The organism is Gluconobacter kondonii, from assembly GCF_002723995.1.
Classification (GTDB): Bacteria; Pseudomonadota; Alphaproteobacteria; order Acetobacterales; family Acetobacteraceae; genus Gluconobacter; species Gluconobacter kondonii.
The window spans coordinates 25,276-47,460 of sequence record NZ_BEWP01000002.1; the positions used below are offsets into that span (position 1 = coordinate 25,276).

Genomic DNA, 22,185 nt, shown 5'->3' on the forward strand with positions numbered 1-22,185 from the left:
TCTTTAAGGTCCGCAGCGTCACAGACACATATCCTTTTGACCGGACAGGAACGCGCCATGACCAAGACCATTCCCGCCACACTCATCGCCGGTGACGGAATTGGCCCGGAAATCATGCAGTCGGTCACGACCGTCATGGACGCCCTCGACGCCCCCTTCCTCTGGGATCACCAGAGCGCAGGCGTCGGCGCGTTCGATCAGCACGGAACCGCCCTCCCCGAGGCTACACTCGACAGCATCCGCCGTACTGGACTTGTGTTGAAAGGTCCGCTGACCACCCCCGTCGGCAAGGGCTTCCGCTCCATCAACGTCACGCTGCGTCAGGCGTTCGATCTGTACGCCAACGTCCGCCCGACCCAGACGATCGTGCCCGGCGGACGGTATGAAAACGTCGATCTGGTCGTGATCCGCGAGAACATCGAAGGCCTTTATGCTGCGATGGAGCATTACATGGCCGTGGACGGAGACCCTGAAGCCGTGGCGTATGGCGCCGGCTTCAATACCCGCGCGGAATGCAACCGGATCGTCCGCTTCGCCTTTGAATACGCCATCAAGAACAACCGCAAGAAGGTCACGCTCGTCCACAAGGCGAACATCCTGAAAATTCTGAGCGGCCTGTTCCTGCATGAAGGTCGCAAGGTCGCCGCGGAATATGAAGGCCGCGTGGCGCTGGAAGAGCGTATCGTCGATGCCTGCGCGATGGAACTCGTCATCCGTCCCGAAAATTACGATGTCATCGTCACGACCAACCTGTTTGGCGACATTCTGTCCGATCTGACAGCAGGTCTTGTGGGCGGCTTGGGCATGGCGCCGGGCGCGAATATCGGCGAGAAAATGGGGATCTTTGAAGCCGTGCATGGCTCCGCGCCCGACATTGCCGGGCAGGGCATCGCCAATCCGCTGGCGCTGATGATGGCGGGAAGCATGATGCTCGCCCATGTCGGACGACTGGACCTGTCCGAACGGCTTGACGGTGCGATGAAGCAGATCCTTCAGGTCGAAGGCCTCCGTACCCGCGATCTGGGCGGCAACGCCACCACACAGGACGTCACGCAGGCCCTTCTGCGCGCCATCCAGTAATTTTCTGACAGCCCTCCAAGGAACATTCCTATCATGAAACAGGTTGGACACGACCTTCTGGACTGCCAGCGCGACCTTTCGGTTGAAGGGCGCTCCTATCGCTATTTTTCACTGCCCGTCGCGGCTGAAAAACTCGGAGACATTTCACGCCTGCCCGTCAGCCTGAAGGTTTTGCTCGAAAACGTGCTGCGTTTTACGGATGGCACGACCTATCGCGTTGAAGACGCACAGGCGATTGTCGACTGGACGAAAGCTGCACACTCCACCGCGGAAGTCCCGTTCAAGCCCGCGCGCATTCTGATGCAGGATTTCACCGGCGTTCCGGCCGTGGTCGATCTGGCCGCCATGCGCGACGGTATTGTCTCGCTCGGCGGTGATCCGCAGAAGGTCAATCCGCTCGTCCCCGTCGATCTGGTCATCGACCATTCCGTCATGGTGGACGTGGCCGGACGCAAGGACGCGCTCCAGCAGAACGTCTCGCTGGAATTCGAGCGCAATGGTGAGCGTTATGCGTTTCTGCGCTGGGGTCAGGAAGCATTCGACCAGTTCCGCGTCGTCCCGCCGGGAGCGGGCATCTGCCATCAGGTCAATCTGGAATATCTGTCTCAGGTGGTCTGGACGGGCACGGTCGGGGACGTCACTTACGCCTATCCCGACACGCTGTATGGCACGGATTCCCACACCACCATGGTCAACGGGCTTGGCGTTCTGGGCTGGGGCGTTGGCGGGATCGAAGCCGAAGCCGCCATGCTCGGCCAGCCGATTTCCATGCTCATTCCCGATGTCGTGGGCTTTCGGATGGACGGACGTCTGCCAGAAGGCACGACCGCGACCGATCTGGTGCTGACGGTCACGCAGATGCTGCGCGCCAAGGGCGTAGTTGGCAAGTTCGTGGAATTCTTTGGCCCGGCGCTCGATCATCTGCCGGTCGCAGATCGTGCGACCATCGCCAACATGGCGCCGGAATATGGCGCAACCTGCGGCTTCTTCCCTGTCGATGCGCTGGCGCTCGACTATTTGCGCCAGACCGGCCGTGACGAACACCGCATTGCCCTGACCGAAGCATGGCTGCGCGCGCAGGGCATGTTCCGCGATGCCTCCACGCCGGAGCCGGTCTTTTCGGACGTTCTGACGCTGGATCTGAGCACAGTCACGCCCTGCATTTCCGGCCCCAAGCGCCCGCAGGACCGGATCGAACTCTCCGCTGCCACCCCGGCTTTCGAAAAAGCCCTAACGGAAGCGCTCGGCGTCAAACCGGACGCGATTCACAAGACTGCCCCCGTCGCTGGCACGGATTATGCGATCGGGCACGGTTCCATCGTCATCGCCGCCATCACATCCTGCACCAACACGTCCAATCCCGCCGTTCTGGTCGCAGCCGGACTGGTGGCCCGCAAGGCCCGTGCACTCGGTCTGATGCCGAAGCCGTGGGTCAAAACGTCTCTCGCACCGGGCTCGCAGGTCGTGACAGACTATCTGGATCGCGCCAATCTGAGCGCCGATCTGGACGCGCTGGGTTTTGAGACGGTCGGTTATGGCTGCACGACCTGCATCGGCAATTCCGGCCCGCTGGCGAAGGAACTGGTGGACACGATCGAAGGCAATGGTCTGGTCGCAACGTCTGTCCTGTCCGGCAACCGCAACTTCGAGGGCCGGATTTCGCCCAACGTGCGGGCCAATTATCTCGCAAGCCCGCCGCTTGTCGTCGCCTATGCGCTGCTGGGAACGATGCGCGAGGACATCACGACGGCTGTGCTCGGACATGGTCCCGACGGCACGCCGGTCCACCTGCGCGATATCTGGCCGGCCAACCATGAAATCGCCGAGCTCGTCGGCTCCGCCGTCACGCGCGAAGCGTTCGTCGAGCGCTACAGCCACATCACGGAAGGCACGAAAGAATGGCAGGCTCTGGCCTCTGCCGGAACCTCAGCCACCTATGACTGGCAGCCCGGCTCGACCTATGTGCAGAACCCGCCCTATTTCGACGGGCTGACGGCCGAACCCGCACCTACGAAAGACATTTCAGGTGCGCGGATTCTGGCACTGCTGGGCGACAACATCACGACCGACCACATCTCGCCGGCCGGTGCGATTGCGGCCTCTTCTCCTGCGGGCGTGTATCTTCAGGAGCATCAGGTTGCGGTGAAGGATTTCAATTCCTACGGCTCCCGTCGCGGCAATGACCGCGTCATGGTCCGGGGAACCTTCGCCAATATCCGCATCCGCAACGAAATGGCGCCGGGAACCGAGGGCGGTGTCACGCTGCATCAACCGGACGGCACGCAGATGTCCATCTATGATGCTGCCAGCCGCTACGCACAGGACGACGTACCGCTCGTGGTGTTCGGGGGCAAGGAATACGGGATGGGCTCATCGCGTGACTGGGCCGCGAAAGGCACGCGCCTGTTGGGTATCAAAGCCGTCATCGCCGAGAGCTTCGAGCGCATCCACCGCTCCAACCTCGTCGGCATGGGCGTCCTGCCCCTGACCTTCGAGCCGGGCACGACGCGGAAAACACTGGGTCTGGACGGAACGGAGACGATTGCCATCCACGGCATCGAAACCCTGACGCCGCGCCAGACCCTGACCATGACGATCACCCGTCAGGATGGCAGCACACAGGACGCCCCCCTACTGTGCCGTGTCGATACGGTCGATGAGGCGGACTATTACCGCAACGGAGGCATCCTGCCTTACGTTCTGCGAGGAATGGCGTCAGCCTAAAAAAAGGGCGGGGTTTCGGCCCCGCCATTTTGGTTTGAAGTTCAGGCTCTGCGGCTCAGCGCCAGTTTGAGACTGAACGCCAGAAAAATACTGCCCGTCAGCCGGTCCATGCGGCGCACGACCGTCGCACTCGACAAAAACCGTCCGAGAGGCACCGTCAGCACAACAAGCAGCGCCAGCCACGAGAACGACAACAGCGCCTGAATGGCCGTCAGAAGGAGCGAAAACTCCTTTACGTTCACATGCGGCGGAATGAACTGCGGCATGAACGTCATGTAGAAAATGCCGACTTTGGGATTGAGCAGATTGGTTAGCAGCCCACGGCGAAAGGCCGCCCGGGCATCAGCCTGTACCGGCACTGCATCTGCTGTTCCAAGGGACGTCCGGGGATGGAGGATCAGCCCGATCCCAAGCCACGCCAGATACAGCGCACCGGCCCATTTGACGACCGTAAACGCCGTTTCCGACGCCGCAAGCAGGGCCGTCAGGCCAAATGCCGCCGCAAGCCCCCAGATCCCAAGTCCAAGACAGATCCCCACAACCGCGGCCAGACCGGCCTTCCAGCCCGACGTCGTAGCGGTTCGCAGCGTCATGGCCGTATCGAGGCCCGGTGTAATCGTGAAGACGGCAGCCGCAGCCGCAAAAGTGAGAAGGGGGATCAGATAAGGGTGCATGATCGAAACCTACACCCCGTCCTGAAAATCCCCAATCCCCTTTTCTTTATCCGGCTTTTGCAGCCACGGGCAGACGAATCAGGTAATCGAAGGCGGACAGGGACGCCTTGGCCCCCTCACCCATGGCAATGACGATCTGCTTGTACGGGACCGTCGTCACATCTCCCGCTGCAAACACGCCGGGGACGGATGTCGCACAGTGGTCGTTAATAACGATCTCGCCATACGGGCTGAGTTTCAGCGCGCCCTTCAGCCATTCGGAGTTGGGCAGCAGGCCGATCTGAATGAACACGCCATCCGTCTTGATCTGATGCAGCCCACCATCACCGTCGCTATAGGTCAGACCCGTGACTTCCTTGCCGTCCCCTTCGATCTTCGTGGTCAGGGCGTTCGTCAGGACCGTGACATTCGACAGGCTCAGCAGCTTGTCCTGCAACACCTTGTCGGCTTTCAAATGCGCGCCACGCTGCAAGAGCGTGACATGCGAGACAATGCCTGCAAGGTCAATTGCTGCTTCCACACCGCTATTGCCGCCACCAGCCACCACAACCGGGCGGCCCTTGTAGAACGGACCATCGCAATGCGGGCAGTAGGCCACGCCCTTGGTGCGATATTCGTCTTCGCCCGGAACCCCCAGATGCCGCCAGCGCGCGCCGGTCGCAATAATAACCGTCTTCGAACGGAGCGTCGCGCCGCTTTCCAGAACGATCTGGTGCAGACCACCGACGTCCTCAGCCGGGATCAACTTGGCTGCCAACTGCGAGGCGATAATCTGCACGTCATACTGCCGCACATGAGCCTCAAGTGCTGCTGACAGTTTCGGACCTTCCGTTTCCTGCACGGAAATGAAGTTCTCGATCCCGGCCGTGTCCATGACCTGACCACCAAACCGTTCTGCCACAAGACCGGTCCGTAGGCCCTTACGAGCGGAATAGATCGCAGCTGCATCACCAGCAGGCCCGGCGCCAAGCACCAACACGTCAAACGGAGCCATATCGTTCAGCTTTTCCGCCGAACGCGCGACCGAGGCCGTGTCCAGCTTGGCCAGAATATCCGCCACTTCCATCCGGCCAGACGCAAAAGGCTCACCATTCAGATAGACCTGCGGGACCGAGCGGATGCCGAGGCGCTCTACTTCTTCCTGAAAATCCGCGCCATCAATAGCGGTGTGATGGATTTTCGGGTTCAGCACACTCATCGCATTGAGCGCCTGCACCACGTCCGGGCAGTTCTGGCAGGACTGTGAGAAATACGTCTCGAAATGGAACTCCCCGTCCAGCGCGCGGATCTGTTCGACAACATCCGCATCGATCTTCGGCGGATGGCCGCTGACCTGAAGCAGCGCCAGAACCAGAGACGTGAACTCATGCCCCATCGGCAGACCCGCAAAGCAGACCTGAATATCCGTATCCGGACGGCGGATGACGAATGACGGCGTACGGGAACCCTGCCCCTTGTCCGAAAACGTGACCTTGGGGGACAGGCTGGCAATATCTTCCAGCAGGCCACGCACTTCTGCCGACCGGGCATCTGCGCCAAGGGTCGCCTCAAGCACGACCGCATCACGCAGGTACTCCATATAGGCGCGCATCTGGGTTTTCAGGTCGTCCTGAAGCATCTTTTTTCTCCGGATTACGGGACTGAATATTTGGAACCGGAAGACTGTCCGGCGCAGCCGCCCCTCTCAGGAGGCGGAAGCGGGTGGAGCCCGAAAGCCCCACCCTGATCAGATCCGGGAAGGATCAGATCTTGCCGACGAGGTCGAGGGACGGCTTGAGCGTTTCGCCGCCTTCCTTCCACTTGGCCGGGCAGACTTCGCCCGGATGGCTTGCGACATACTGTGCAGCCTGGATCTTCTCCAGCAGTTCGGTCGCGCTGCGGCCGACGCCACCGGCAGTGATCTCGATGTACTGGATCTTGCCTTCCGGATCGATCAGGAACGTGCCGCGATCGGCCATGCCAGCTTCTTCGATCAGCACATCAAAGTTGCGTGCAATCGCGCCCGTCGGGTCGCCCAGCATCGTGTACTGGATCTTGCCGATGGCCGGGGACGTGTCGTGCCAGGCCTTGTGCGTGAAATGCTTGTCCGTGGAGACGGAGAAGATTTCCACGCCCAGCTTGTCGAAAGCGGCCTGGTTGTCGGCGAGGTCTTCGAGTTCCGTCGGGCAGACGAACGTGAAGTCGGCCGGATAGAAGAAGAAAACGGACCACTTGCCGCGCACGTCGGTGTCCGTGACCGTGAGGAACTCACCGTTGCGGAAAGCATCGGTGGAGAAGGGCTTCAGCGGGGAGTTGATGCGTACCATCAGACTGTCTCCTGACCTTGGGTTGGTGTTGTGTTGCGGACTCTGTGTCACACAGAAAGAGAGGGACAGGAAACAGTTCCTGTCAATATGACTGATCGCTAAAACCGAACTTATGAGATGAAGATATCAAGACTCCCGATCATGATATGAATCCTGCCCGCAGGAAACCGCCTCTTCCGACGTTATTTTTCTTTAACAGGCAGAACCGCACTTCCCCATAACGTTATTCGGTCTTATCTATGGGATATGAGCTATGTTCCCCTTTCCGGCCTATCCCTGCGCGATATCGAATATGTGGTGGCGGTCGATGACCTGCGCAACTTCTCCCGCGCTGCCGAACGCTGCGGCGTCAGTCAGGCCGGGTTGTCAGAACAGGTCCGCAAACTCGAACAGCTTCTGGACGTCACACTTTTCGAGCGTTCGCGGCGTCACGTCGCCCCGACTCCTGATGGCGAGCGTCTGCTCGCGCTCGGACGGGAGGTTCTCGCAGCGGCCCGCAACCTGCTTGAAGTCGCCCGCGCCCAAACCGGGCCGATGGAAGGCGCACTCCGGCTCGGCGTCATTCCCACGCTCGGCCCGTATTACATTCCGGGCCTTCTACCCCGTCTGCGCGAGCATTATCCAGCACTCAGCCTGCGCCTGCGCGAAAGCATGACGGACACGCTGGTCCATGCCCTGCGCAACAGCGAACTGGACGTCGCCCTGATGGCCCTGCCCGCGCCCTCAGACGCTCTGGAAAGCGCACCAATTTTTGAGGAATCTTTTCTTGCCGTGTTTCCGAGCACGCATGAACTGGCGCAGAAACCCAAACTTTCCCTCAGTCAGCTCGGCCGGCCGGACCTGCTGCTTCTGGAGGACGGGCATTGCCTGCGCGATCAGGCCCTGTCCATCTGCCCGACCGTTCCGCGCGAGGGCGAACAGCGTCTGGCCACCAGCCTTGAAATGCTGTGGTACATGATCGGAGCGGGCGAAGGCTTTTCTCTCATCCCCCAGCTTGCACTGCGCAACCGGGTGGACTTCGAGGATCTCATCACCGTTCGCCCGCTTCCCGAACCCGAAGCGCGCCGCACGATCGGTCTGACCTGGCGCGCATCGGACCCACGGGCTCCAGTCTTTCGCGATTTCGCAGCCTATCTCCGGAGCATCACACCGGAAAACTGCCACGCCATCGCCAAAGAACGGTAAAAGCCGGCTTATTCGGCAGCGTTGCAGCGATGGGTTGAGCCGGGGAAATCCGAGCATTCGCCCTTCACGGAATCCCAGCGGAAATCCATTTCATCACCCGCCATGCCGTTCTTCTGGTACGCGGTCGTCACCGCGCTCACATTCGTCACATGGCCTTTGGTGTAAACCAGTTCCACATAACCGTTATAGAAACCCGGGATCTTGCCCACACCTTCGAAATAGGTCGGTTTGCCGTCTTTCCCCGGTACTGCGAACAGCTTGACGACCTGAGCCGGGGTTGCATGTTCCAGCTTGCGCAGGAACTCTGGTGAAAGGGTCTGACAGCTGATTTCCGGGCGTGGGTCTTCGCCCACATTCGACTGCCAGCAGGCCGTCTGGCCCGGCAGCGGCGTCGCGGACGCCAGATGCGGCGCAACGAGCGCCGCCCCAAAAGCTGCGGCCATCGTGACATGCTTCAAACGTATCATCTGTAAAATGCTCCAGCAGAATTCTCTGTTTTCCGAACCTATCACAGCCCTCTTCCGGAACCCACAGACCCTGCCGAACACCTTTTACGGAAATACCCACCCCTATCAGGCCGGAGGCACTTCAACTGCGGAAGGCCTCTCGGGATACAGCCAACGCGCTACCCGCCCCATACTCAGGCCCTGAACAATGATCGTGAACACCACAACACCGTAGCACACAGGCAAAAGCGTATCGCGCAGTTCCCCCGCCGGGAGCCCCAGCGCGAGCGCAACAGAAATACCGCCCCGCAGCCCGCCCCAAGTCAGGAGGCCCAGCGCACGCCCCCGCTCTCCGGGTTGGAGCTGCACGGGAATGGTACACAGGAAAACACTTGCCCCGCGCACCAGAACCGAAAGCGGAATGGCCACCACCATCATCAGGAACGGCGCCAGATGAGGCCTGATTTCCAGCAGTTCAAACCCGATCAACAGAAACAGCAGAGCGTTCAGGATCTCGTCGATCAGGTTCCAGAACCCTACCATTTCTTCACGGGATTGCGGCGTAATGGCCCTGTGCCCCGCCTTGCTGGCCAGACTCATTCCGGCCACTACGACCGCGATTGGTCCGGACATATGCAGCCCGTTCGCAAGGCTATAGGTACCCGCCGCCAGCGCCAGAGAGCCCAGAAGATCGATCTGCGCATCCTCGACGCCGCGTAGCAGCGTCACTGCCAGCCAGCCCGTGAAGGCTCCGAACAACCCGCCTCCCACGGCTTCGACCAGAAAACGCAAGATGAAATCACTGGCCGAGACGGACGCGATGTCTCCCGTAGCCATCCCGATCATCGTTCCGTAAATGACGACACCTACGCCATCATTGAACAGGCTCTCTCCCGCGAATGTCGCCTGAAGCGAGGGCGGCAGCCCCAGACGCCGCAACATGCCCACAACCGAGACCGGGTCGGTCGGCGCCAGCATCGCGCCCAGCAGCACGCACCAGCTGAAAGGCACAGCAAGCCCGAATACGGGAAAAATGAACCAGACCGGAACCGCCAGAAGTGCTACGGCCAGCGATGTTCCCACAATCGCCAGCGCCGCGACCGCCTTACCGCGAGATACGATCATTCCCAGATCGACCTGCATCGCCCCTGCGAACAGCAGGAAGGACAGTGCCCCGTCGAGTAGTGTCCGAGGCAGGTTGATCGTGCCCAGCAAGCTCCGGGGAACCTCTTGCAGATCATAGCCCTCAAAAAGCGGATTCAGGAGCACCACGACCAAAGAAATCAGCATCGAAAACAGCAGGATTCCGATGGCCAATGGGAGTTTCAGGGTTCGGTAATTGATGATTCCAAGCAGCGTTGCCACGGCCAGCAGCAGAGCAAACAGCCCCAGAGAATTCATAACCGCACTGTCCCTTCCCGATCTCTGCCCCCGCAACGACAGACGCCATGACAAGCCAGCCGCGGACAGATCCATCATGCTTAACTACGCGGAGCACCCGGAAGTTTCTTTTGAAAGACGCCACGCACTATCACCAGCACGCTTACGCTTCCTTACCGTTCCTGACATGACAGACGTTACGGCAGCACGCATTCTTTGGCGGAACAGCAACCGGAGGAAACGGAATTCGTGAAAAAGGTCTGCACCGTAACCGTTTTCATCCTGCTCGCAGCCTGCGCCTCGCACGCACCGGCCGACATGGCATCAGCCGCCAATGACGACGATGACTCCGGCTACACAGTCAAAAGTGATCGCGGGCACGGCGGTGGTGGCATGGGCGGTAACGGCAGCGTCTGGGGAGAGGTTTTCAGAACCGCCCTCCAGACCGGCATGGGCTTCGTCCACCATTAAGCCTCAGTAAAGCAGCCGCCACTCCGCCGGTTCGGCCTCCGCCAGCGCATACCATTCCTGTATCAACGGCTGATCGAGCATCGTCCGCACCCAGACCTTCACGACCGGATCAACGGTCAGCTCAAACGTGTGAATGCGGATGGCAATCGGCGCATACATGCAGTCCGCCACCGTCATCCGGTCCCCGAACAGGAACGTCGTCGGCTGCCCCGAGCGCAGAAGTGCGTCTTTGAGTGTGCGGCTCAGCAGCGCCACATCGGCCGCCAGTTCCTCGCTGATTTCCGCCAGAGGCGCAGGAGTACGCTCAACATCCATAGAGCAGTTCTGGCGGATCGGACGGAAACCGGCATGCATCTGCGCGCTGATGCTGCGTGCATGAGCCCGCACAATCCGGTCTTCGGGCCACAGAGACGGTGCGATTTCCGCGCAATATTCGCAGATCGCCAGACTTTCCCAGACATCCGCACCGTCATGCTGAAGATACGGCACCATCCGGTTGGGGGAGCGGACATGAATCTCGGTCGTCCGGCCACCGCCCTTGAGCGCGATAACCTTTTCCGTCACGTCCAGCCCGGCCAGCCGCACCGCCAGCCAGCCCCGCAGAGACCAGGACGAATACCGACGCGATCCCAGAAGCAGCATTCCCGCCATCAGGCCTCTCCCGCAGTAATGAAGCCGCCGCCCAGCACGCGGCTTCCATCATACAACACACAGGCCTGACCGGGCGCAGGCATCGCGGTCTCGTTCAGTTCCACCAGTGCGCCACCATTTTCCAATGGCTTTACGACAGCCTCGCGCAGCTTCTCCCGCGCGCGGATCTGCACACCACAACGCACACCTTCAGCAGGGGCATCAATCAGCCAGTTCATGTCCCGCAGATGCACGGTCCGGCGGCTGTCGGCTTCCGAAAGCTGCACACGCGGCCCGACCACGATGCGCCGCTTGGGCACATCAATGCGCGTCACCATCTGGCGCTCGCCGGTTGCGGTATGGATGTCGCCCAGACGCTTGCTCTGCCCGACCGTATAACGCGCCACGCCTTCGTGACGGCCCAGAACCCTGCCGTCCTCGTCCACGATCTCGCCCTCGCCCCGCACTTCCGGGCGCAGCTTCTCGACCAGTTCGGCATAGGAGCCGGTTGGGACGAAACAGATATCCTGACTGTCGGGCTTGGCCGCAATCGACAGGCCCAGTTCTTCGGCCAGCGCACGGACATGCGCCTTGTCCGGCATCTCGCCCAGCGGAAAGCGCAGATAGTCGAGCTGATCTTTGGTCGTGGCGAACAGGAACCAGGTCTGGTCCCGCTCGGCATCGACGGGACGGTGCATTTCCGCCCCGTCCGGCCCGTCGACACGGCGGACGTAATGCCCGGTCGCCATGGCCTCGCAGCCCAGATCCCGCGCCATGCCCAGAAGATCCGTGAACTTCACGCCCTGATTGCAGGCCACGCAGGGAACAGGCGTCTCGCCACGCGCATAAGCGTCCGCAAAGCTCTCGACCACGCTGTCACGAAAGCGCGTTTCCGCATCAATGACATAGTGCGGAAAGCCCAGACGGTCCGCCACGGCGCGCGCATCCATGATGTCACGCCCCGCACAGCATGCACCCGGCTTGGCGGCCTGTCCGTGGTCGTAAAGCTGGAGGGTGGCGCCAATCACCTCGTGGCCCTGCCGTTTGAGCAACGCGGCCACTACGGAACTGTCCACGCCTCCCGACATGGCAACGAGGATCCGCATGGTGCTCAGCCCGCCTTCGGAAGGCGGACGGTCAGGCCATCCAGCGCATCCGTCATGACGATCTGACAGCCTAGACGGGACGTCTTTTCCAGACCGAACGCCAGATCAAGCATGTCTTCCTCGTCATCGGTGGGCGTGCCCAGCTTGGCAGCCCAGTCCGGATCGACGACCACATGGCACGTCGCGCAGGCCAGCGATCCTTCGCAGGCGCCTTCAAGATCGATGTCATGCTTGTGCGCGATTTCCAGCACCGACAGTCCGACAGGCGCGTCCACGTCACGACGGGTTCCATCACGCTCGATAAAGGTCATCTTGGGCATAGGTCGTCCGTTTTTCCGGTTTCAGTTGGGTTGGCACGTCCGCGCGGCTGCGATCATAAGTTCGGCCGCACGGTCAATATCGGCCTTGGAGGTAGAGCGTCCGACCGACAGGCGCAAGCATTGCGACGCCTTCTGCGCAGAAAGTCCCATCGCCGTCAGCACATAAGAGGGCGCAATCTCCGCTGCCGTACAGGCCGATCCGGTCGAAGCGGCAACATCCGGGCAGGCTTCCAGAACGTCAAGCGCCCGGAGTCCCTCAGGCAGACAGACATTCAACGCCCCCGCCAGACGCGACGCCCTCCCCCCGTTCAGGGCAATCCCCGGCAGGCCGTTTTGAAGCTGCGCCCACAAATCGTCCCGCAACAGGCCCAGCCGCACGGCCTCATCCGCCATGTTCTCAACAGCCAGTTCCGCAGCCACCCCAAACCCGACAACAAGCGGTGTCGGCAGCGTTCCAGACCGGAATCCGCGTTCCTGCCCGCCCCCCGAAAACAACGCCTCCAGCCGGACACGCGGTCGTCGGCGGACATACAGCGCCCCGATCCCTTTCGGCCCATACATTTTGTGCGCGGAAACAGACGCCAGATCCACATCCTTCAACGACACCGGTATTTTCCCGGCCATCTGCGCCAGATCGACATGCATCAGCGCGCCTGCAGCCTTCACAAGTGCCGCAAGCCGCGGAATATCCTGCAACACACCCGTCTCGTTGTTCGCAGCCATCATGCTTACGAGCAGTGTCGGCACCTTCAGAGCCTCCCGCAAAGCCTCAGGATCAACCCGCCCGTCAGAATCCACGCCGAGCACGACCGCCTCAAAGCCCTCAGCCTCCAGCGCCCGCACCGACTCCAGAACGCATTTATGCTCCGTCGCGACCGTGATGATCCGCCGTCGCGGATCGCCCAGCCGTACCAGATACCGCGCCCCTCCCTTGATGGCGAGATTGTTCGCTTCCGTCGCGCCGGACGTGAACACAATCTCCCGCGCTTCCACGCCCAAAAGCCCAGCCACGCCCCCCCGTGCTCGCTCCACGGCCTGCGCCGCTTTCCGCCCCGGCCCATGCACACTGTGCGGGTTGCCGAAATCCTCCCCGAACCACGGCAGCATGGCCGCTACGACAGCCGGATCGCATGGCGTTGTCGAAAGATAATCGAGATAGATCATGCCCGTTTCCCGATCATTTCCTTAAACGGCGCGCCATCGCCTCATACGCCTCGCAAAACGCCTCGACCTGAGCCTCCTGCACATTCCAGGGAAGCGAAACACGGATGGCCTGCGCGGCACCCTCCGTCTCCCCCATCGCCCGCAACACATGCGAAGACGACACTTTCCCAGACGAGCAGGCCGATCCCGCAGAGACGCAGAATCCTGCCAGATCCAGCGTCATAAGCTGCACCTGTGCTGCCACACCGTCCAGAATCAGACAGCTCGTATTCGGCAGCCGCGCCACCGCTTCCCCGGCAACCCGCGCGCCAACAGTTTTCGCCACAGCTTCGACCCGATCCCGAAGACGTTGCACCGGCCCCCAGCCCTGCACACGCGACGCATCAAACGCCGCCGCCATGCCCAGAATGGCCGGAAGCGCCTGCGTTCCGCCCCGGCGACCGCGCTCCTGACCGCCCCCCGCCACCAGAGCGTCCATGGGCTCATCTTCCGCCAGCAGCAGCGCGCCAGCCCCTTTCGGGCCGCCCATCTTGTGCCCCGACACCGCAACACTGCACCCGCCCAACGCAAACGGTACCCGCCCCGCGCTCTGTACAGCGTCCACATGCAGATGCGCGCCCGAGTCGCGACAGACGGCTAACACGTTTTCCAGCGGCGAAAGCACCCCCGTTTCGTTATTGGCGGACATCACACAGACCAGTGCCGGACCACTCTCCCGCAGCCGTACGCGGAGGTGTTCCACATCCAAAATTCCATCCTTGTTTACAGGCAGGATTTCAGCGTCCGGCGCGGCCTTGAGGATGGCATCATGTTCCGTAGCCCCAACAAAAATCCGACACCCCTGCCCGAAAGCATGAACCGCCATAGCATCGGCTTCCGTCGCACCGGACGTGAACACGCAAGCGCCGGAAATCCGCCCGAAACCCGCCGCCATCCGGCTGCGGGCATCTTCAAGAAACCGGCGGGCCTCCCGCCCTTCAGCATGAACCGAAGACGGGTTTCCAGACAGCGTCATCCCCTCCAGCGCAGCGTCCCGCGCACAGGGGCGGAGCGGCTCGGTGGCATTGGCGTCCAGATAGGTCGTCGCGGGAACGGTTTTCAGCGCAGTCATCATGTTTTCCAGATTGGGCAAACAGGCGGAAATCGCAATGGCATGTCGATTTTGGTGGAAATCGGCTTTTGCGAATCGGTATACACAGCACCACCGGACGGCAGAGTTCCAATCCTGCCTGACACAGCGCGAGAGTATTATGCCTGAAGTGATGTTCGCCGGCCCAGACGGCCGGCTTGAGGGTCGTTACCACCACTCCAGCGAACCCAACGCTCCGCTCGCCCTGGTGCTGCATCCCCATCCGCTCCACGGCGGCACCATGAACAACCGCATCACCTACACGATGTATCGCAGCTTCGAGAAAATGGGCTTCTCGGTCATGCGCTACAATTCGCGTGGCGTCGGCCGCTCCCAGGGCCGTTATGACGGCGGTATCGGCGAAATTTCCGATGCGGCTGCCGCCCTTGACTGGATGCAGATGGTCAATCCGAACTCCAACGAACTGTGGATTTCGGGCTATTCCTTCGGCGCGTTCGTCGGCATGCAGCTTCTGATGCGTCGCCCTGAAATCAGCGGCTGGATCAGCGTGGCCCCCCCGGCCAACGACTACGATTTCGGCTTTCTGGCCCCCTGTCCCTGCGGCGGCCTCATGATTGCCGGCGGCAAGGACGAAATGGCCCCCGAGCCCGGCATCCGCAAGCTGGTAGACAAGCTGAACACCCAGAAGAACGTGACCGTCGACTACCGTATCTTCGACGACGCCGACCACATCTTCGCCAAACAGGCCGACCGCGTCGGCGAGGCGCTGGAAGATCACGTCAATACGATGCGTGGCCGCAAGGCACTGGCTCTGGCCGCAGACTGATCCGGGACGAACATCCCGACAGACACCTTCAAAAAGGCTCTCCCTCGCGGAGAGCCTTTTTGATTCCGGCTCCACAAATCCCTGTCAAACGCCGAAATTTCCGCTCCCGCGCCGGTCATGCTAGGGTCCGTGTCCCTTCTTTTCAGCAGCAGCGTAGCAAGACCGACCCATGCCAAAGAGTCCGTTCCTCCTCGAAGCCCAGGCGCGTGGCCTGATCTTCCAATGCACCGACCTCGACGCCCTCGACGAGGCCCTGCTGGCCGGACCGATCACCGCTTATGTGGGTTTCGATCCGACAGCGGACTCCCTGCATGTCGGCAATGCGCTCTCCATTATGGCGCTACGCCTGCTCCAGAAACATGGCCATCGCCCGATCGCCCTGATGGGCGGCGGCACAGCCAAAATCGGCGATCCATCCTTCCGCGACGAAGCCCGCTCCCTCATGACGGGCGAAACGATCGCGCACAACATCGCCGGGATCGAGAAATCCCTGCGTCAGTTCATCACCTTCAGCGATGAAGACCCTTCCAGCGGCGCCATCCTCGCGAACAACGCGGACTGGCTGGACAAACTGTCCTACATTGACCTGCTGCAAGACGTGGGCGTTCATTTCTCCATCAGCCGCATGCTCGCTTTCGACAGCGTGAAGCAGCGCCTGGAGCGGGAACAGGGTCTAACGTTTCTGGAGTTCAATTACTCCATCCTCCAGTCCTACGATTTCCGCGAACTGAACCGCCGCCATGGCGCCATCCTTCAGATGGGCGGCTCGGACCAGTGGGGCAACATCGTCTCCGGGATTGATCTGGCCCGCCGGACGGACGGAAAACAGATCTTCGGTCTGACTACGCCACTCGTCACCACGTCCTCGGGCGCGAAAATGGGCAAGTCCGCCAACGGCGCGACATGGGTTCGGGCCGAGCGTCTGCCCGCATTCGAATACTGGCAGTTCTGGCGCAACACCGAAGACGCCGATGTCGGCCGCTTCCTCAAACTCTTCACGGATCTTCCCGTCGAGGAGTGCGAACGGCTTGGGGCGCTCGAAGGCGCGGACATCAACGAGGCCAAGAAAATACTCGCCACCGAAGCCACCGCCATCTGCCACGGTCGCGCGGCGGCTGAAGACGCCGCCGAAACGGCACGCCGCGTCTTCGAGCAGGGCTCCACTCAGGCTGCCCTGCCAGAAATCGACCTGCCTGCCACTCTGATCGCTGAAGGTCTGCCCGCATTCCGCGTCTTTCAGGAGGCCGGACTGGCCGCAAGTGGCGGAGAAGCCCGCCGCCTGATCCGCGGCGGCGGCGGTCGCGTCAACGACGTGGTAGTTTCGGACGAAAACCAGACTTTCACGCTCGACGACCTGCGCGACGGTGTTCTGAAGGTGTCGTCCGGCAAGAAAAAGCACATCCTGCTCCGTCCGGTCTGACATCCGTCATGACCGATGTCATCCGCGACTCCTGACACTGCACCCTGTTTTTTCTCCGCCGGAACGGGCATCCTCGCCGCAGGTTGCCCCCAACGGAGACGCAGCGCGGATGATGACGGAACGCAAAAACTGGCGTGGCCTGCTGACTGACTGCGCAGGTCTGGCCTTCGCAGCCGTCTGGGCCACACGCGGTGCACAGGCGGGCAAACTGCCCACAGCCTTGACCATCGCACTCATCGCCATCCCGACGCTTCTTCTGGTCCTCGGTTTCGCCCGCCGCGACCTCATCCTGCGACGCCCCGAAATCTCCGTTGACCCGAAGCTGACGCGTCGCATCAAAATCCTGCGTTTCGTAGGGATTTTCGCCGCCGCGTCATGGACCCATTCCCATCACCGGCTGGACCTGTTCTATCCGATGCTCGGGGCCATCATTGGCCTGTCCTACGTCCCGCTGGGCCGCGCCCTGCAAGAACCGGTGCATGTGTTCATGGGCGGCGCCATCGTCCTGATTTCGGGCCTTTCCATGCTTCTGCCCGAACCGCACCATCTGGAAGTCGCAGGTTTCGGCACGGCCCTCGCCATCTGGGTTGGCAGCGCGATACGACTATGGCGGTCCGGCCTGTTCCTGCCTGCCGAACCGGCCTCCATCACCCTCACCTGATGGCCGCAGATTCCCTCTCCCGCCATCTGGCGGATCGTAAAACGCCCTGGCCGCACTTCAACCACTATCTGGTGGCCTATCTGAGCTACCTGCTGTTTTATCCGGTTCCCTGGCTGCTGGGCTATCACCGCCCCACGCTGCCGGGCGTCCTGTTTTCGGCAGCGGCCATGCTGCTGTTTCTGCTGGTCTATTTCGCGCCCTACCGCAAAGATCGCTATTACGGCTATGGCGAAATCATCCTCACCGATCTGATCGGCCATGCCTGTGCCTGGACGCATGGCGACTGGGAAGTCTACTGTATTTTCGCTGCTGGAATGTGTGCGCGCCTGCCCGAAAGGCGACAGTCCATTACGATGGTCATCCTGTTGCAGGTCGTACTCATCATTTCCGGCCATTTCCGACACAAAACCACGCTTGAAGTCATTCCCGGCGCCTTTTTCAGCATCATCACCTATATGGGAACACTCGTGCAGTGGCAGCTCGGCATCCGCAATTTCGAACTGCGCGAAGCCCAGAACGAAATCCGTGCGCTCGCCACAACCGCCGAGCGCGAACGCATCGCCCGTGACCTGCATGATCTTCTGGGCCATTCCCTGACCGTCATTTCCGTCAAGGCCGAACTCTCCGAACGCCTGTTTACAGCCGATCCGCCCCGTGCCCGACAGGAAATCAACGAAATCAGCCAGATCGCCCGCACGTCCCTGCGCGAAGTCCGCGAGGCCGTGTCCGGCATGAACGGGGCGTCCCTCCTGCGCGAACTGGAGCGTGCCCGCAAAGCCCTGCACACGACAGGCATCACGCTCGTTCTCGAGGGCCGCGAGCCTCCTGCTGATGCCCCCCCAAACAGCGTACTCGCCCTCGCCCTGCGTGAAGCCGTTACGAACGTCATCCGTCATTCCGACGCCCGAACCTGCACCCTGACCTTTCTGTACGACGCCAGCGGGCACATCCACACCTTCACCCTCGAAGACGACGGCCCGCTTCAGGCCGCACAACCCGCCCGGACCATCGTCGAAGGCAACGGTCTGCGCGGCATGCGCGCCAGATTGGCCGCCTCGGGCGGCACCCTGACCATCTCTCCCCGCCCCCGGGGTTTCACACTGACTGCGACGACCCTGCCATGATCCGCCTCATCCTTGCCGAAGACCAGACCATGCTCCTCGATGCCTTCGAGGCCCTGCTCCATCTTGAAGACGATATCCAGATCGTCGGACGCGCCACGGACGGGCGCGAGGCGCTCGAGCTGATCCGCGAGCACCGCCCCGATGTGGTCCTGACCGACATCGAAATGCCCCATGTCACGGGCATCGAACTTGCCGAGAAAATCCTTCAGGAAAATCTTCCCAGCCGCGTCATGATCGTGACGACCTTTGGACGCTCCGGCTATCTGCGCCGCGCGCTTCAGGCCGGGGTGCGCGGCTACATGCTCAAGGACGCCCCCATCACACAGCTTGCCGCCGCCATCCGCAAAGTCGCCGCAGGGGGGCGGGCGATCGCACCCGATCTGGCCGAAGCCGTCTGGGACGCTCTGCCCGATCCGCTTTCCGAACGCGAACGCACCATGCTTCGTCTGGCCGAAGCCGGACGCACGAACCGTGAAATTGCGGAAGAACTGTCCCTGTCTTCAGGAACAGTCCGCAACTATTTCTCGGAAATCGTCCAGAAGCTGGACGCTCGGAACCGCATAGAAGCCGGCCGCATCGCCCGCGCGAACGGCTGGCTGTAAGCGGCCCGCCGTTTTATCAGGGCTGAAGCAGAACGCTCAGAGACCGCACCCCCTGAGCACCGTGCACCAGAACCCCTTCAATATCCGCCGTCGCTGACGGGCCGCTCTGGAACACGGCATAATGGGCCTGCAACCATTCCGGACGCTGATAGGCATTGTGCAGGTTGTAAACGATCTGGGCGGGGTCCAGCAGGACGATCAGATGCTGTGGCAGAAAGCCCGTGGTGTTCACATGAAGCTGCTTTTCCGTGAAACACAGCGACCCGGTCTCCGCCACGCCAAACGCCGCACGCAGAACGGCATATTCGACCGGCGCGATATCCGTGGGCTTCGTCTGGGGGGTGATTTTCATATCCCCCTCAAACTCCGGCACACAGGACACGACAGGCCCCGGCTTGACGATGGCCTGCCGCACGGGCGCCATCGGATCAGCCACATCCGGAAGCAGCATTTTCCCGCCCATGCGTTCCAGAGATTTCTGGAACAGAGCCTTCAGATCGACTGGGGCTGCCTGATCGAACAGCGGCACGGCAGGACGGGGATACTCGCCCTGAAGATGAGTGCTGCGGATTGCTCCCAGAATGGCGTCGCGTGAGCCGCTCATGACTTTTCTCCCTCGCTCTGCGACTTCCGGTTCTTGCGATACCATTCATTGAAGGTCTGTTTGGGCGTTTCAGGAATGTCGCGCTTGCGGCCCCAGGTATTGAGCTTGTTATAGAGCATGAAATGCGGCAGGTGCCGCAGCGCGCTCCGCCCCAGAGGCAGGCTCGCCCGATAGACCACAGGCGACGCCAGAACCTCGCCCGCCGCCTTCATCATGACCTTCTTGACCGGAGAAATTTCCCCCTCGCCCGCCAGCGTTTTGCGCCAGTCAGCAATCTGTTCGTGAATATTGATCTTCACTGGGCAAACATTGGTGCAACTCCCGTTCATCGTCGAAGAATACGGCAGGTTACGGTATTTATGGACGTTGAAAGTCGGATCGATAATCAGCCCGATCGGTCCGGCGTAAGTCGCGCCATAACTCAGACCACCACTCCGCCGGAACACCGGGCAGGTGTTCATGCAGGCGCCACAGCGGATGCATTTTAGCCCCGGCCAGAACTTCTCCATCCCCAGACGCTCGGAACGCCCGTTATCCACGAGCACAACATGCATCTCGCCACCCTCACGCGGGCCGCGAAAATGCGAGGTATACTGCGTAATCGGGGACCCCAGAGCGCTCCGCGACAGCAGCCGGATAAAGACCGGCAACTCGTTCAGGCCGGGAATGAGCTTCTCGATCCCGATGGACGCGATATGCAGCGGCGGCGTATTGGCGGACAGATCCGCGTTGCCCTCATTGGTGCAGACAACGAACGTCCCCGTTTCCGCAACCACGAAATTACCGCCCGTCATTCCCGCCTGCGCCGAGAGGATCAGTGGGCGCGTAGCCTCGCGCTGACATTCTGTCAGGTAGTGCGCATCGGCATTGTCAGGGTCGGAGCCGATCGTTTTGGCAAAAACACTGGCGACATCGGTGCGCAACTTGTGCACGGCCGGAACCACGACATGGCTGGGGGCTTCATCATCCAACTGCTGGATGCGTTCGCCCAGATCCGTCTCGATGACCTCGACATTATTGTGGGCCATGAACTCCCGGAAGCCGCATTCTTCCGTCAGCATGGATTTGCTCTTGATCAGCCGCTCGACGCCCCTGCTCCGCAGAATTTCCAGAACAATGGCGTTATGCTCGGCCCCATCCTTCGCCCAGTGAACCTTGATTCCGTTGGCCGTCGCATTTTTCTCGAACAGTTCGAGATAGTAATCGAGCTTCGAAAGCGTGTGTTCCTTGATGCTAGAGGCAAGGTTGCGAAGCTCCTCCCATTCCTCGATCCCATGCATTTCCTTGTCGCGCTTCTGACGCAAATCCCACAGGCGCGCGTCATGCATGGCTTCATGTTCGGTCGCGGCCATGAAGCGGTTCGCAGCTTCGGACTGGTCAACGGGGCGGTTGCCACGGATTTTCGCACCCCGCGGCTGGGGTTCCGAAATCCGGGACTTCAGAGGCGGGGACGAGGCGGCGCCGTGATCGAGGTGTTCGCCATGCGGGTCCGTCAGCTCTTCATGCAATTCGGCGGTCATGCGCGTGCTCCGTTCAGGATCTGGGCGATGTGAATGTATTTGAGATTGGCGCCCATCCGCCGCGCACAGCCTTCCTGATGCATCATGCAGGAACTGTCGGACGACGTGACATATTCCGCGCCGGACTTGAGTTGGTCCGTAACCTTGTCCTGACCCATTTTAGCCGAAACACCTTCCTCGAACACCGAGAACGTGCCGCCAAAGCCGCAGCATTCGTCAGGGCGCGTCAGATCGGCGAATTCAATACCCTTAACCATCCCCAGCAGCGCCTTCGGCTTGGAAAACGGCTCTTCCCGACGTTCGCTCATGCTGGCGATCCGCAGGTTCCGCAGCGTGTTGCAGTTGTTGTGCAAGGCAACACGATGCGGGAACTCAGCCCAAGGGAATGCATCGACCTTGAGAACGTCGTGCAGGAACTCAACCAGTTCATAGGTGCGGCTGCGGACATGTTTGACGGCATCGGTCTGTTCAATGGCGGTCATGTTGTTGCGCACCTGATTGGTGCAGCTTCCGGACGGCGTGACGATATAGTCGTATTTCCCGAAATTGCGGACGAATAACTCTTCCGTCTTGGCGGCCTCGCGCTCGCAGCCGGTATTGGTCATGGGCTGGCCACAGCATGTCTGATCGACCGGATATTCAACGGACAGTCCGAAACGCTCCAGCAGTTCCAGAGTCGCAATTCCTGTTTCGGGATGAAACATGTCCACATAACAGGGAACAAACAGACCGACCTTCATGGGAATACCTTTGCCTTCAATCAACGCGTATGATCACAGTCTCATGAAAACAACATAAAAACAAAAGACAAGTTTACGGGAGAATCGAAGTCATCATAACCAGAGTATTTTA

General features: G+C 61.0%; 22 protein-coding genes. 9 read left to right on the forward strand and 13 right to left on the reverse strand.

Translation table 11 applies throughout. From position 1 onward, the window contains the following. Positions 1-57 precede the first annotated feature (57 nt). Positions 58-1,080 (forward strand): isocitrate/isopropylmalate dehydrogenase family protein, encoded by a 1,023-nt coding sequence (locus tag GKO01_RS02600; protein WP_099285622.1) that lies wholly within the window; start codon positions 58-60, stop codon positions 1,078-1,080. Positions 1,081-1,113: 33 nt separating this feature from the next. Further along, positions 1,114-3,804, forward strand: a complete 2,691-nt coding sequence (acnA, locus tag GKO01_RS02605; protein ID WP_099285623.1) for an aconitate hydratase AcnA — start codon at positions 1,114-1,116, stop codon at positions 3,802-3,804. 41 nt (positions 3,805-3,845) lie between these two features. On the opposite strand, the gene GKO01_RS02610 is transcribed toward acnA, so the two are convergent. From GKO01_RS02610 to ahpC, 3 genes are all read right to left on the reverse strand, one after another. Then, complete coding sequence (locus GKO01_RS02610) at positions 3,846-4,478, reverse strand: LysE family translocator (protein ID WP_099285624.1); 633 nt, start codon at positions 4,476-4,478, stop codon at positions 3,846-3,848. Positions 4,479-4,524: 46 nt separating this feature from the next. Next, positions 4,525-6,096, reverse strand: a complete 1,572-nt coding sequence (ahpF, locus tag GKO01_RS02615) for an alkyl hydroperoxide reductase subunit F (RefSeq protein WP_099285625.1) — start codon at positions 6,094-6,096, stop codon at positions 4,525-4,527. A gap of 124 nt (positions 6,097-6,220) precedes the next feature. Next, positions 6,221-6,784: an alkyl hydroperoxide reductase subunit C gene (gene ahpC, locus GKO01_RS02620; protein ID WP_099285626.1), complete on the reverse strand. Its 564-nt coding sequence runs from the start codon at positions 6,782-6,784 to the stop codon at positions 6,221-6,223. A 246-nt stretch (positions 6,785-7,030) separates the two neighbouring features. Here ahpC and GKO01_RS02625 point away from each other — a divergent pair, with 246 nt between their 5' ends. Then, entirely contained in the window at positions 7,031-7,969 is a 939-nt protein-coding gene (locus tag GKO01_RS02625) for a hydrogen peroxide-inducible genes activator (protein ID WP_099285627.1), read from the forward strand. Positions 7,970-7,977: 8 nt separating this feature from the next. On the opposite strand, the gene GKO01_RS02630 is transcribed toward GKO01_RS02625, so the two are convergent. Beyond that, positions 7,978-8,436, reverse strand: coding sequence for a hypothetical protein (locus GKO01_RS02630; RefSeq protein WP_099285628.1), 459 nt, complete (start codon positions 8,434-8,436; stop codon positions 7,978-7,980). A 105-nt stretch (positions 8,437-8,541) separates the two neighbouring features. Further along, positions 8,542-9,816 (reverse strand): cation:proton antiporter, encoded by a 1,275-nt coding sequence (locus GKO01_RS02635; protein ID WP_099285629.1) that lies wholly within the window; start codon positions 9,814-9,816, stop codon positions 8,542-8,544. 228 nt (positions 9,817-10,044) lie between these two features. Here GKO01_RS02635 and GKO01_RS02640 point away from each other — a divergent pair, with 228 nt between their 5' ends. Continuing rightward, a complete protein-coding gene (locus tag GKO01_RS02640; protein ID WP_099285847.1) occupies positions 10,045-10,266 on the forward strand; it encodes a hypothetical protein in 222 nt (73 codons plus the stop codon). 3 nt (positions 10,267-10,269) lie between these two features. Here the strand turns inward: GKO01_RS02640 and GKO01_RS02645 are convergent, their stop codons facing one another. From GKO01_RS02645 to GKO01_RS02665, 5 genes are read right to left on the reverse strand one after another with little or no spacing between them, the layout of a single operon-like run. Continuing rightward, complete coding sequence (locus GKO01_RS02645; protein ID WP_099285630.1) at positions 10,270-10,917, reverse strand: glutathione S-transferase family protein; 648 nt, start codon at positions 10,915-10,917, stop codon at positions 10,270-10,272. Next, positions 10,917-12,002 carry a tRNA 2-thiouridine(34) synthase MnmA gene (gene mnmA, locus GKO01_RS02650; RefSeq protein ID WP_099285631.1) on the reverse strand — a complete coding sequence of 362 codons (1,086 nt, stop codon included), beginning with the start codon at positions 12,000-12,002 and terminating at the stop codon, positions 10,917-10,919. The genes GKO01_RS02645 and mnmA overlap by 1 nt, the downstream gene beginning before the upstream one ends. Before the next feature lie 5 nt (positions 12,003-12,007). Further along, positions 12,008-12,322 (reverse strand): ferredoxin family 2Fe-2S iron-sulfur cluster binding protein, encoded by a 315-nt coding sequence (locus tag GKO01_RS02655; protein ID WP_062027361.1) that lies wholly within the window; start codon positions 12,320-12,322, stop codon positions 12,008-12,010. Between the two features lie 21 nt (positions 12,323-12,343). Continuing rightward, entirely contained in the window at positions 12,344-13,486 is a 1,143-nt protein-coding gene (locus GKO01_RS02660) for a cysteine desulfurase family protein (protein ID WP_099285632.1), read from the reverse strand. 13 nt (positions 13,487-13,499) lie between these two features. Beyond that, positions 13,500-14,600: a cysteine desulfurase family protein gene (locus GKO01_RS02665; RefSeq protein WP_244901295.1), complete on the reverse strand. Its 1,101-nt coding sequence runs from the start codon at positions 14,598-14,600 to the stop codon at positions 13,500-13,502. 136 nt (positions 14,601-14,736) lie between these two features. Here GKO01_RS02665 and GKO01_RS02670 point away from each other — a divergent pair, with 136 nt between their 5' ends. From GKO01_RS02670 to GKO01_RS02690, 5 genes are all read left to right on the forward strand, one after another. Further along, positions 14,737-15,402, forward strand: a complete 666-nt coding sequence (locus tag GKO01_RS02670; protein WP_099285634.1) for an alpha/beta hydrolase — start codon at positions 14,737-14,739, stop codon at positions 15,400-15,402. 169 nt (positions 15,403-15,571) lie between these two features. After that, positions 15,572-16,822 (forward strand): tyrosine--tRNA ligase, encoded by a 1,251-nt coding sequence (gene tyrS, locus GKO01_RS02675; RefSeq protein ID WP_099285635.1) that lies wholly within the window; start codon positions 15,572-15,574, stop codon positions 16,820-16,822. A 109-nt stretch (positions 16,823-16,931) separates the two neighbouring features. Next, on the forward strand, positions 16,932-17,483 hold the full coding sequence (locus GKO01_RS02680; RefSeq protein WP_174694214.1) for a hypothetical protein: 552 nt from the start codon (positions 16,932-16,934) through the stop codon (positions 17,481-17,483). Further along, the gene (locus GKO01_RS02685) at positions 17,483-18,607 is read left to right on the forward strand and encodes a sensor histidine kinase (protein ID WP_099285637.1); all 1,125 of its coding nucleotides are present in this window, start codon (positions 17,483-17,485) and stop codon (positions 18,605-18,607) included. Before GKO01_RS02680 ends, GKO01_RS02685 begins: the two co-directional genes overlap by 1 nt. Continuing rightward, the gene (locus GKO01_RS02690) at positions 18,604-19,209 is read left to right on the forward strand and encodes a response regulator transcription factor (protein ID WP_099285638.1); all 606 of its coding nucleotides are present in this window, start codon (positions 18,604-18,606) and stop codon (positions 19,207-19,209) included. Before GKO01_RS02685 ends, GKO01_RS02690 begins: the two co-directional genes overlap by 4 nt. A 16-nt stretch (positions 19,210-19,225) precedes the next feature. On the opposite strand, the gene GKO01_RS02695 is transcribed toward GKO01_RS02690, so the two are convergent. The 3 genes from GKO01_RS02695 to GKO01_RS02705 are packed head-to-tail and all read right to left on the reverse strand — an operon-like array spanning position 19,226 to position 22,073. Next, positions 19,226-19,813, reverse strand: a complete 588-nt coding sequence (locus GKO01_RS02695; protein ID WP_099285639.1) for a LutC/YkgG family protein — start codon at positions 19,811-19,813, stop codon at positions 19,226-19,228. Continuing rightward, positions 19,810-21,333 (reverse strand): lactate utilization protein B, encoded by a 1,524-nt coding sequence (locus GKO01_RS02700; RefSeq protein WP_099285640.1) that lies wholly within the window; start codon positions 21,331-21,333, stop codon positions 19,810-19,812. The genes GKO01_RS02695 and GKO01_RS02700 overlap by 4 nt, the downstream gene beginning before the upstream one ends. After that, positions 21,330-22,073, reverse strand: coding sequence for a (Fe-S)-binding protein (locus tag GKO01_RS02705; RefSeq protein ID WP_099285848.1), 744 nt, complete (start codon positions 22,071-22,073; stop codon positions 21,330-21,332). Before GKO01_RS02705 ends, GKO01_RS02700 begins: the two co-directional genes overlap by 4 nt. Positions 22,074-22,185: the final 112 nt, after the last annotated feature.

Bases quoted from the DNA above. Each gene is read 5' to 3' on its own strand.
- GKO01_RS02600 (WP_099285622.1), top strand. From the start codon at position 58: ATGACCAAGACCATTCCCGCCACACTCATCGCCGGTGACGGAATTGGC.
- acnA (WP_099285623.1), top strand. From the start codon at position 1,114: ATGAAACAGGTTGGACACGACCTTCTGGACTGCCAGCGCGACCTTTCG.
- GKO01_RS02610 (WP_099285624.1), bottom strand. From the start codon at position 4,478: ATGCACCCTTATCTGATCCCCCTTCTCACTTTTGCGGCTGCGGCTGCC.
- ahpF (WP_099285625.1), bottom strand. From the start codon at position 6,096: ATGCTTCAGGACGACCTGAAAACCCAGATGCGCGCCTATATGGAGTAC.
- ahpC (WP_099285626.1), bottom strand. From the start codon at position 6,784: ATGGTACGCATCAACTCCCCGCTGAAGCCCTTCTCCACCGATGCTTTC.
- GKO01_RS02625 (WP_099285627.1), top strand. From the start codon at position 7,031: ATGAGCTATGTTCCCCTTTCCGGCCTATCCCTGCGCGATATCGAATAT.
- GKO01_RS02630 (WP_099285628.1), bottom strand. From the start codon at position 8,436: ATGATACGTTTGAAGCATGTCACGATGGCCGCAGCTTTTGGGGCGGCG.
- GKO01_RS02635 (WP_099285629.1), bottom strand. From the start codon at position 9,816: ATGAATTCTCTGGGGCTGTTTGCTCTGCTGCTGGCCGTGGCAACGCTG.
- GKO01_RS02645 (WP_099285630.1), bottom strand. From the start codon at position 10,917: ATGGCGGGAATGCTGCTTCTGGGATCGCGTCGGTATTCGTCCTGGTCT.
- mnmA (WP_099285631.1), bottom strand. From the start codon at position 12,002: ATGCGGATCCTCGTTGCCATGTCGGGAGGCGTGGACAGTTCCGTAGTG.
- GKO01_RS02655 (WP_062027361.1), bottom strand. From the start codon at position 12,322: ATGCCCAAGATGACCTTTATCGAGCGTGATGGAACCCGTCGTGACGTG.
- GKO01_RS02660 (WP_099285632.1), bottom strand. From the start codon at position 13,486: ATGATCTATCTCGATTATCTTTCGACAACGCCATGCGATCCGGCTGTC.
- GKO01_RS02665 (WP_244901295.1), bottom strand. From the start codon at position 14,600: ATGATGACTGCGCTGAAAACCGTTCCCGCGACGACCTATCTGGACGCC.
- GKO01_RS02670 (WP_099285634.1), top strand. From the start codon at position 14,737: ATGCCTGAAGTGATGTTCGCCGGCCCAGACGGCCGGCTTGAGGGTCGT.
- tyrS (WP_099285635.1), top strand. From the start codon at position 15,572: ATGCCAAAGAGTCCGTTCCTCCTCGAAGCCCAGGCGCGTGGCCTGATC.
- GKO01_RS02680 (WP_174694214.1), top strand. From the start codon at position 16,932: ATGATGACGGAACGCAAAAACTGGCGTGGCCTGCTGACTGACTGCGCA.
- GKO01_RS02685 (WP_099285637.1), top strand. From the start codon at position 17,483: ATGGCCGCAGATTCCCTCTCCCGCCATCTGGCGGATCGTAAAACGCCC.
- GKO01_RS02690 (WP_099285638.1), top strand. From the start codon at position 18,604: ATGATCCGCCTCATCCTTGCCGAAGACCAGACCATGCTCCTCGATGCC.
- GKO01_RS02695 (WP_099285639.1), bottom strand. From the start codon at position 19,813: ATGAGCGGCTCACGCGACGCCATTCTGGGAGCAATCCGCAGCACTCAT.
- GKO01_RS02700 (WP_099285640.1), bottom strand. From the start codon at position 21,333: ATGACCGCCGAATTGCATGAAGAGCTGACGGACCCGCATGGCGAACAC.
- GKO01_RS02705 (WP_099285848.1), bottom strand. From the start codon at position 22,073: ATGAAGGTCGGTCTGTTTGTTCCCTGTTATGTGGACATGTTTCATCCC.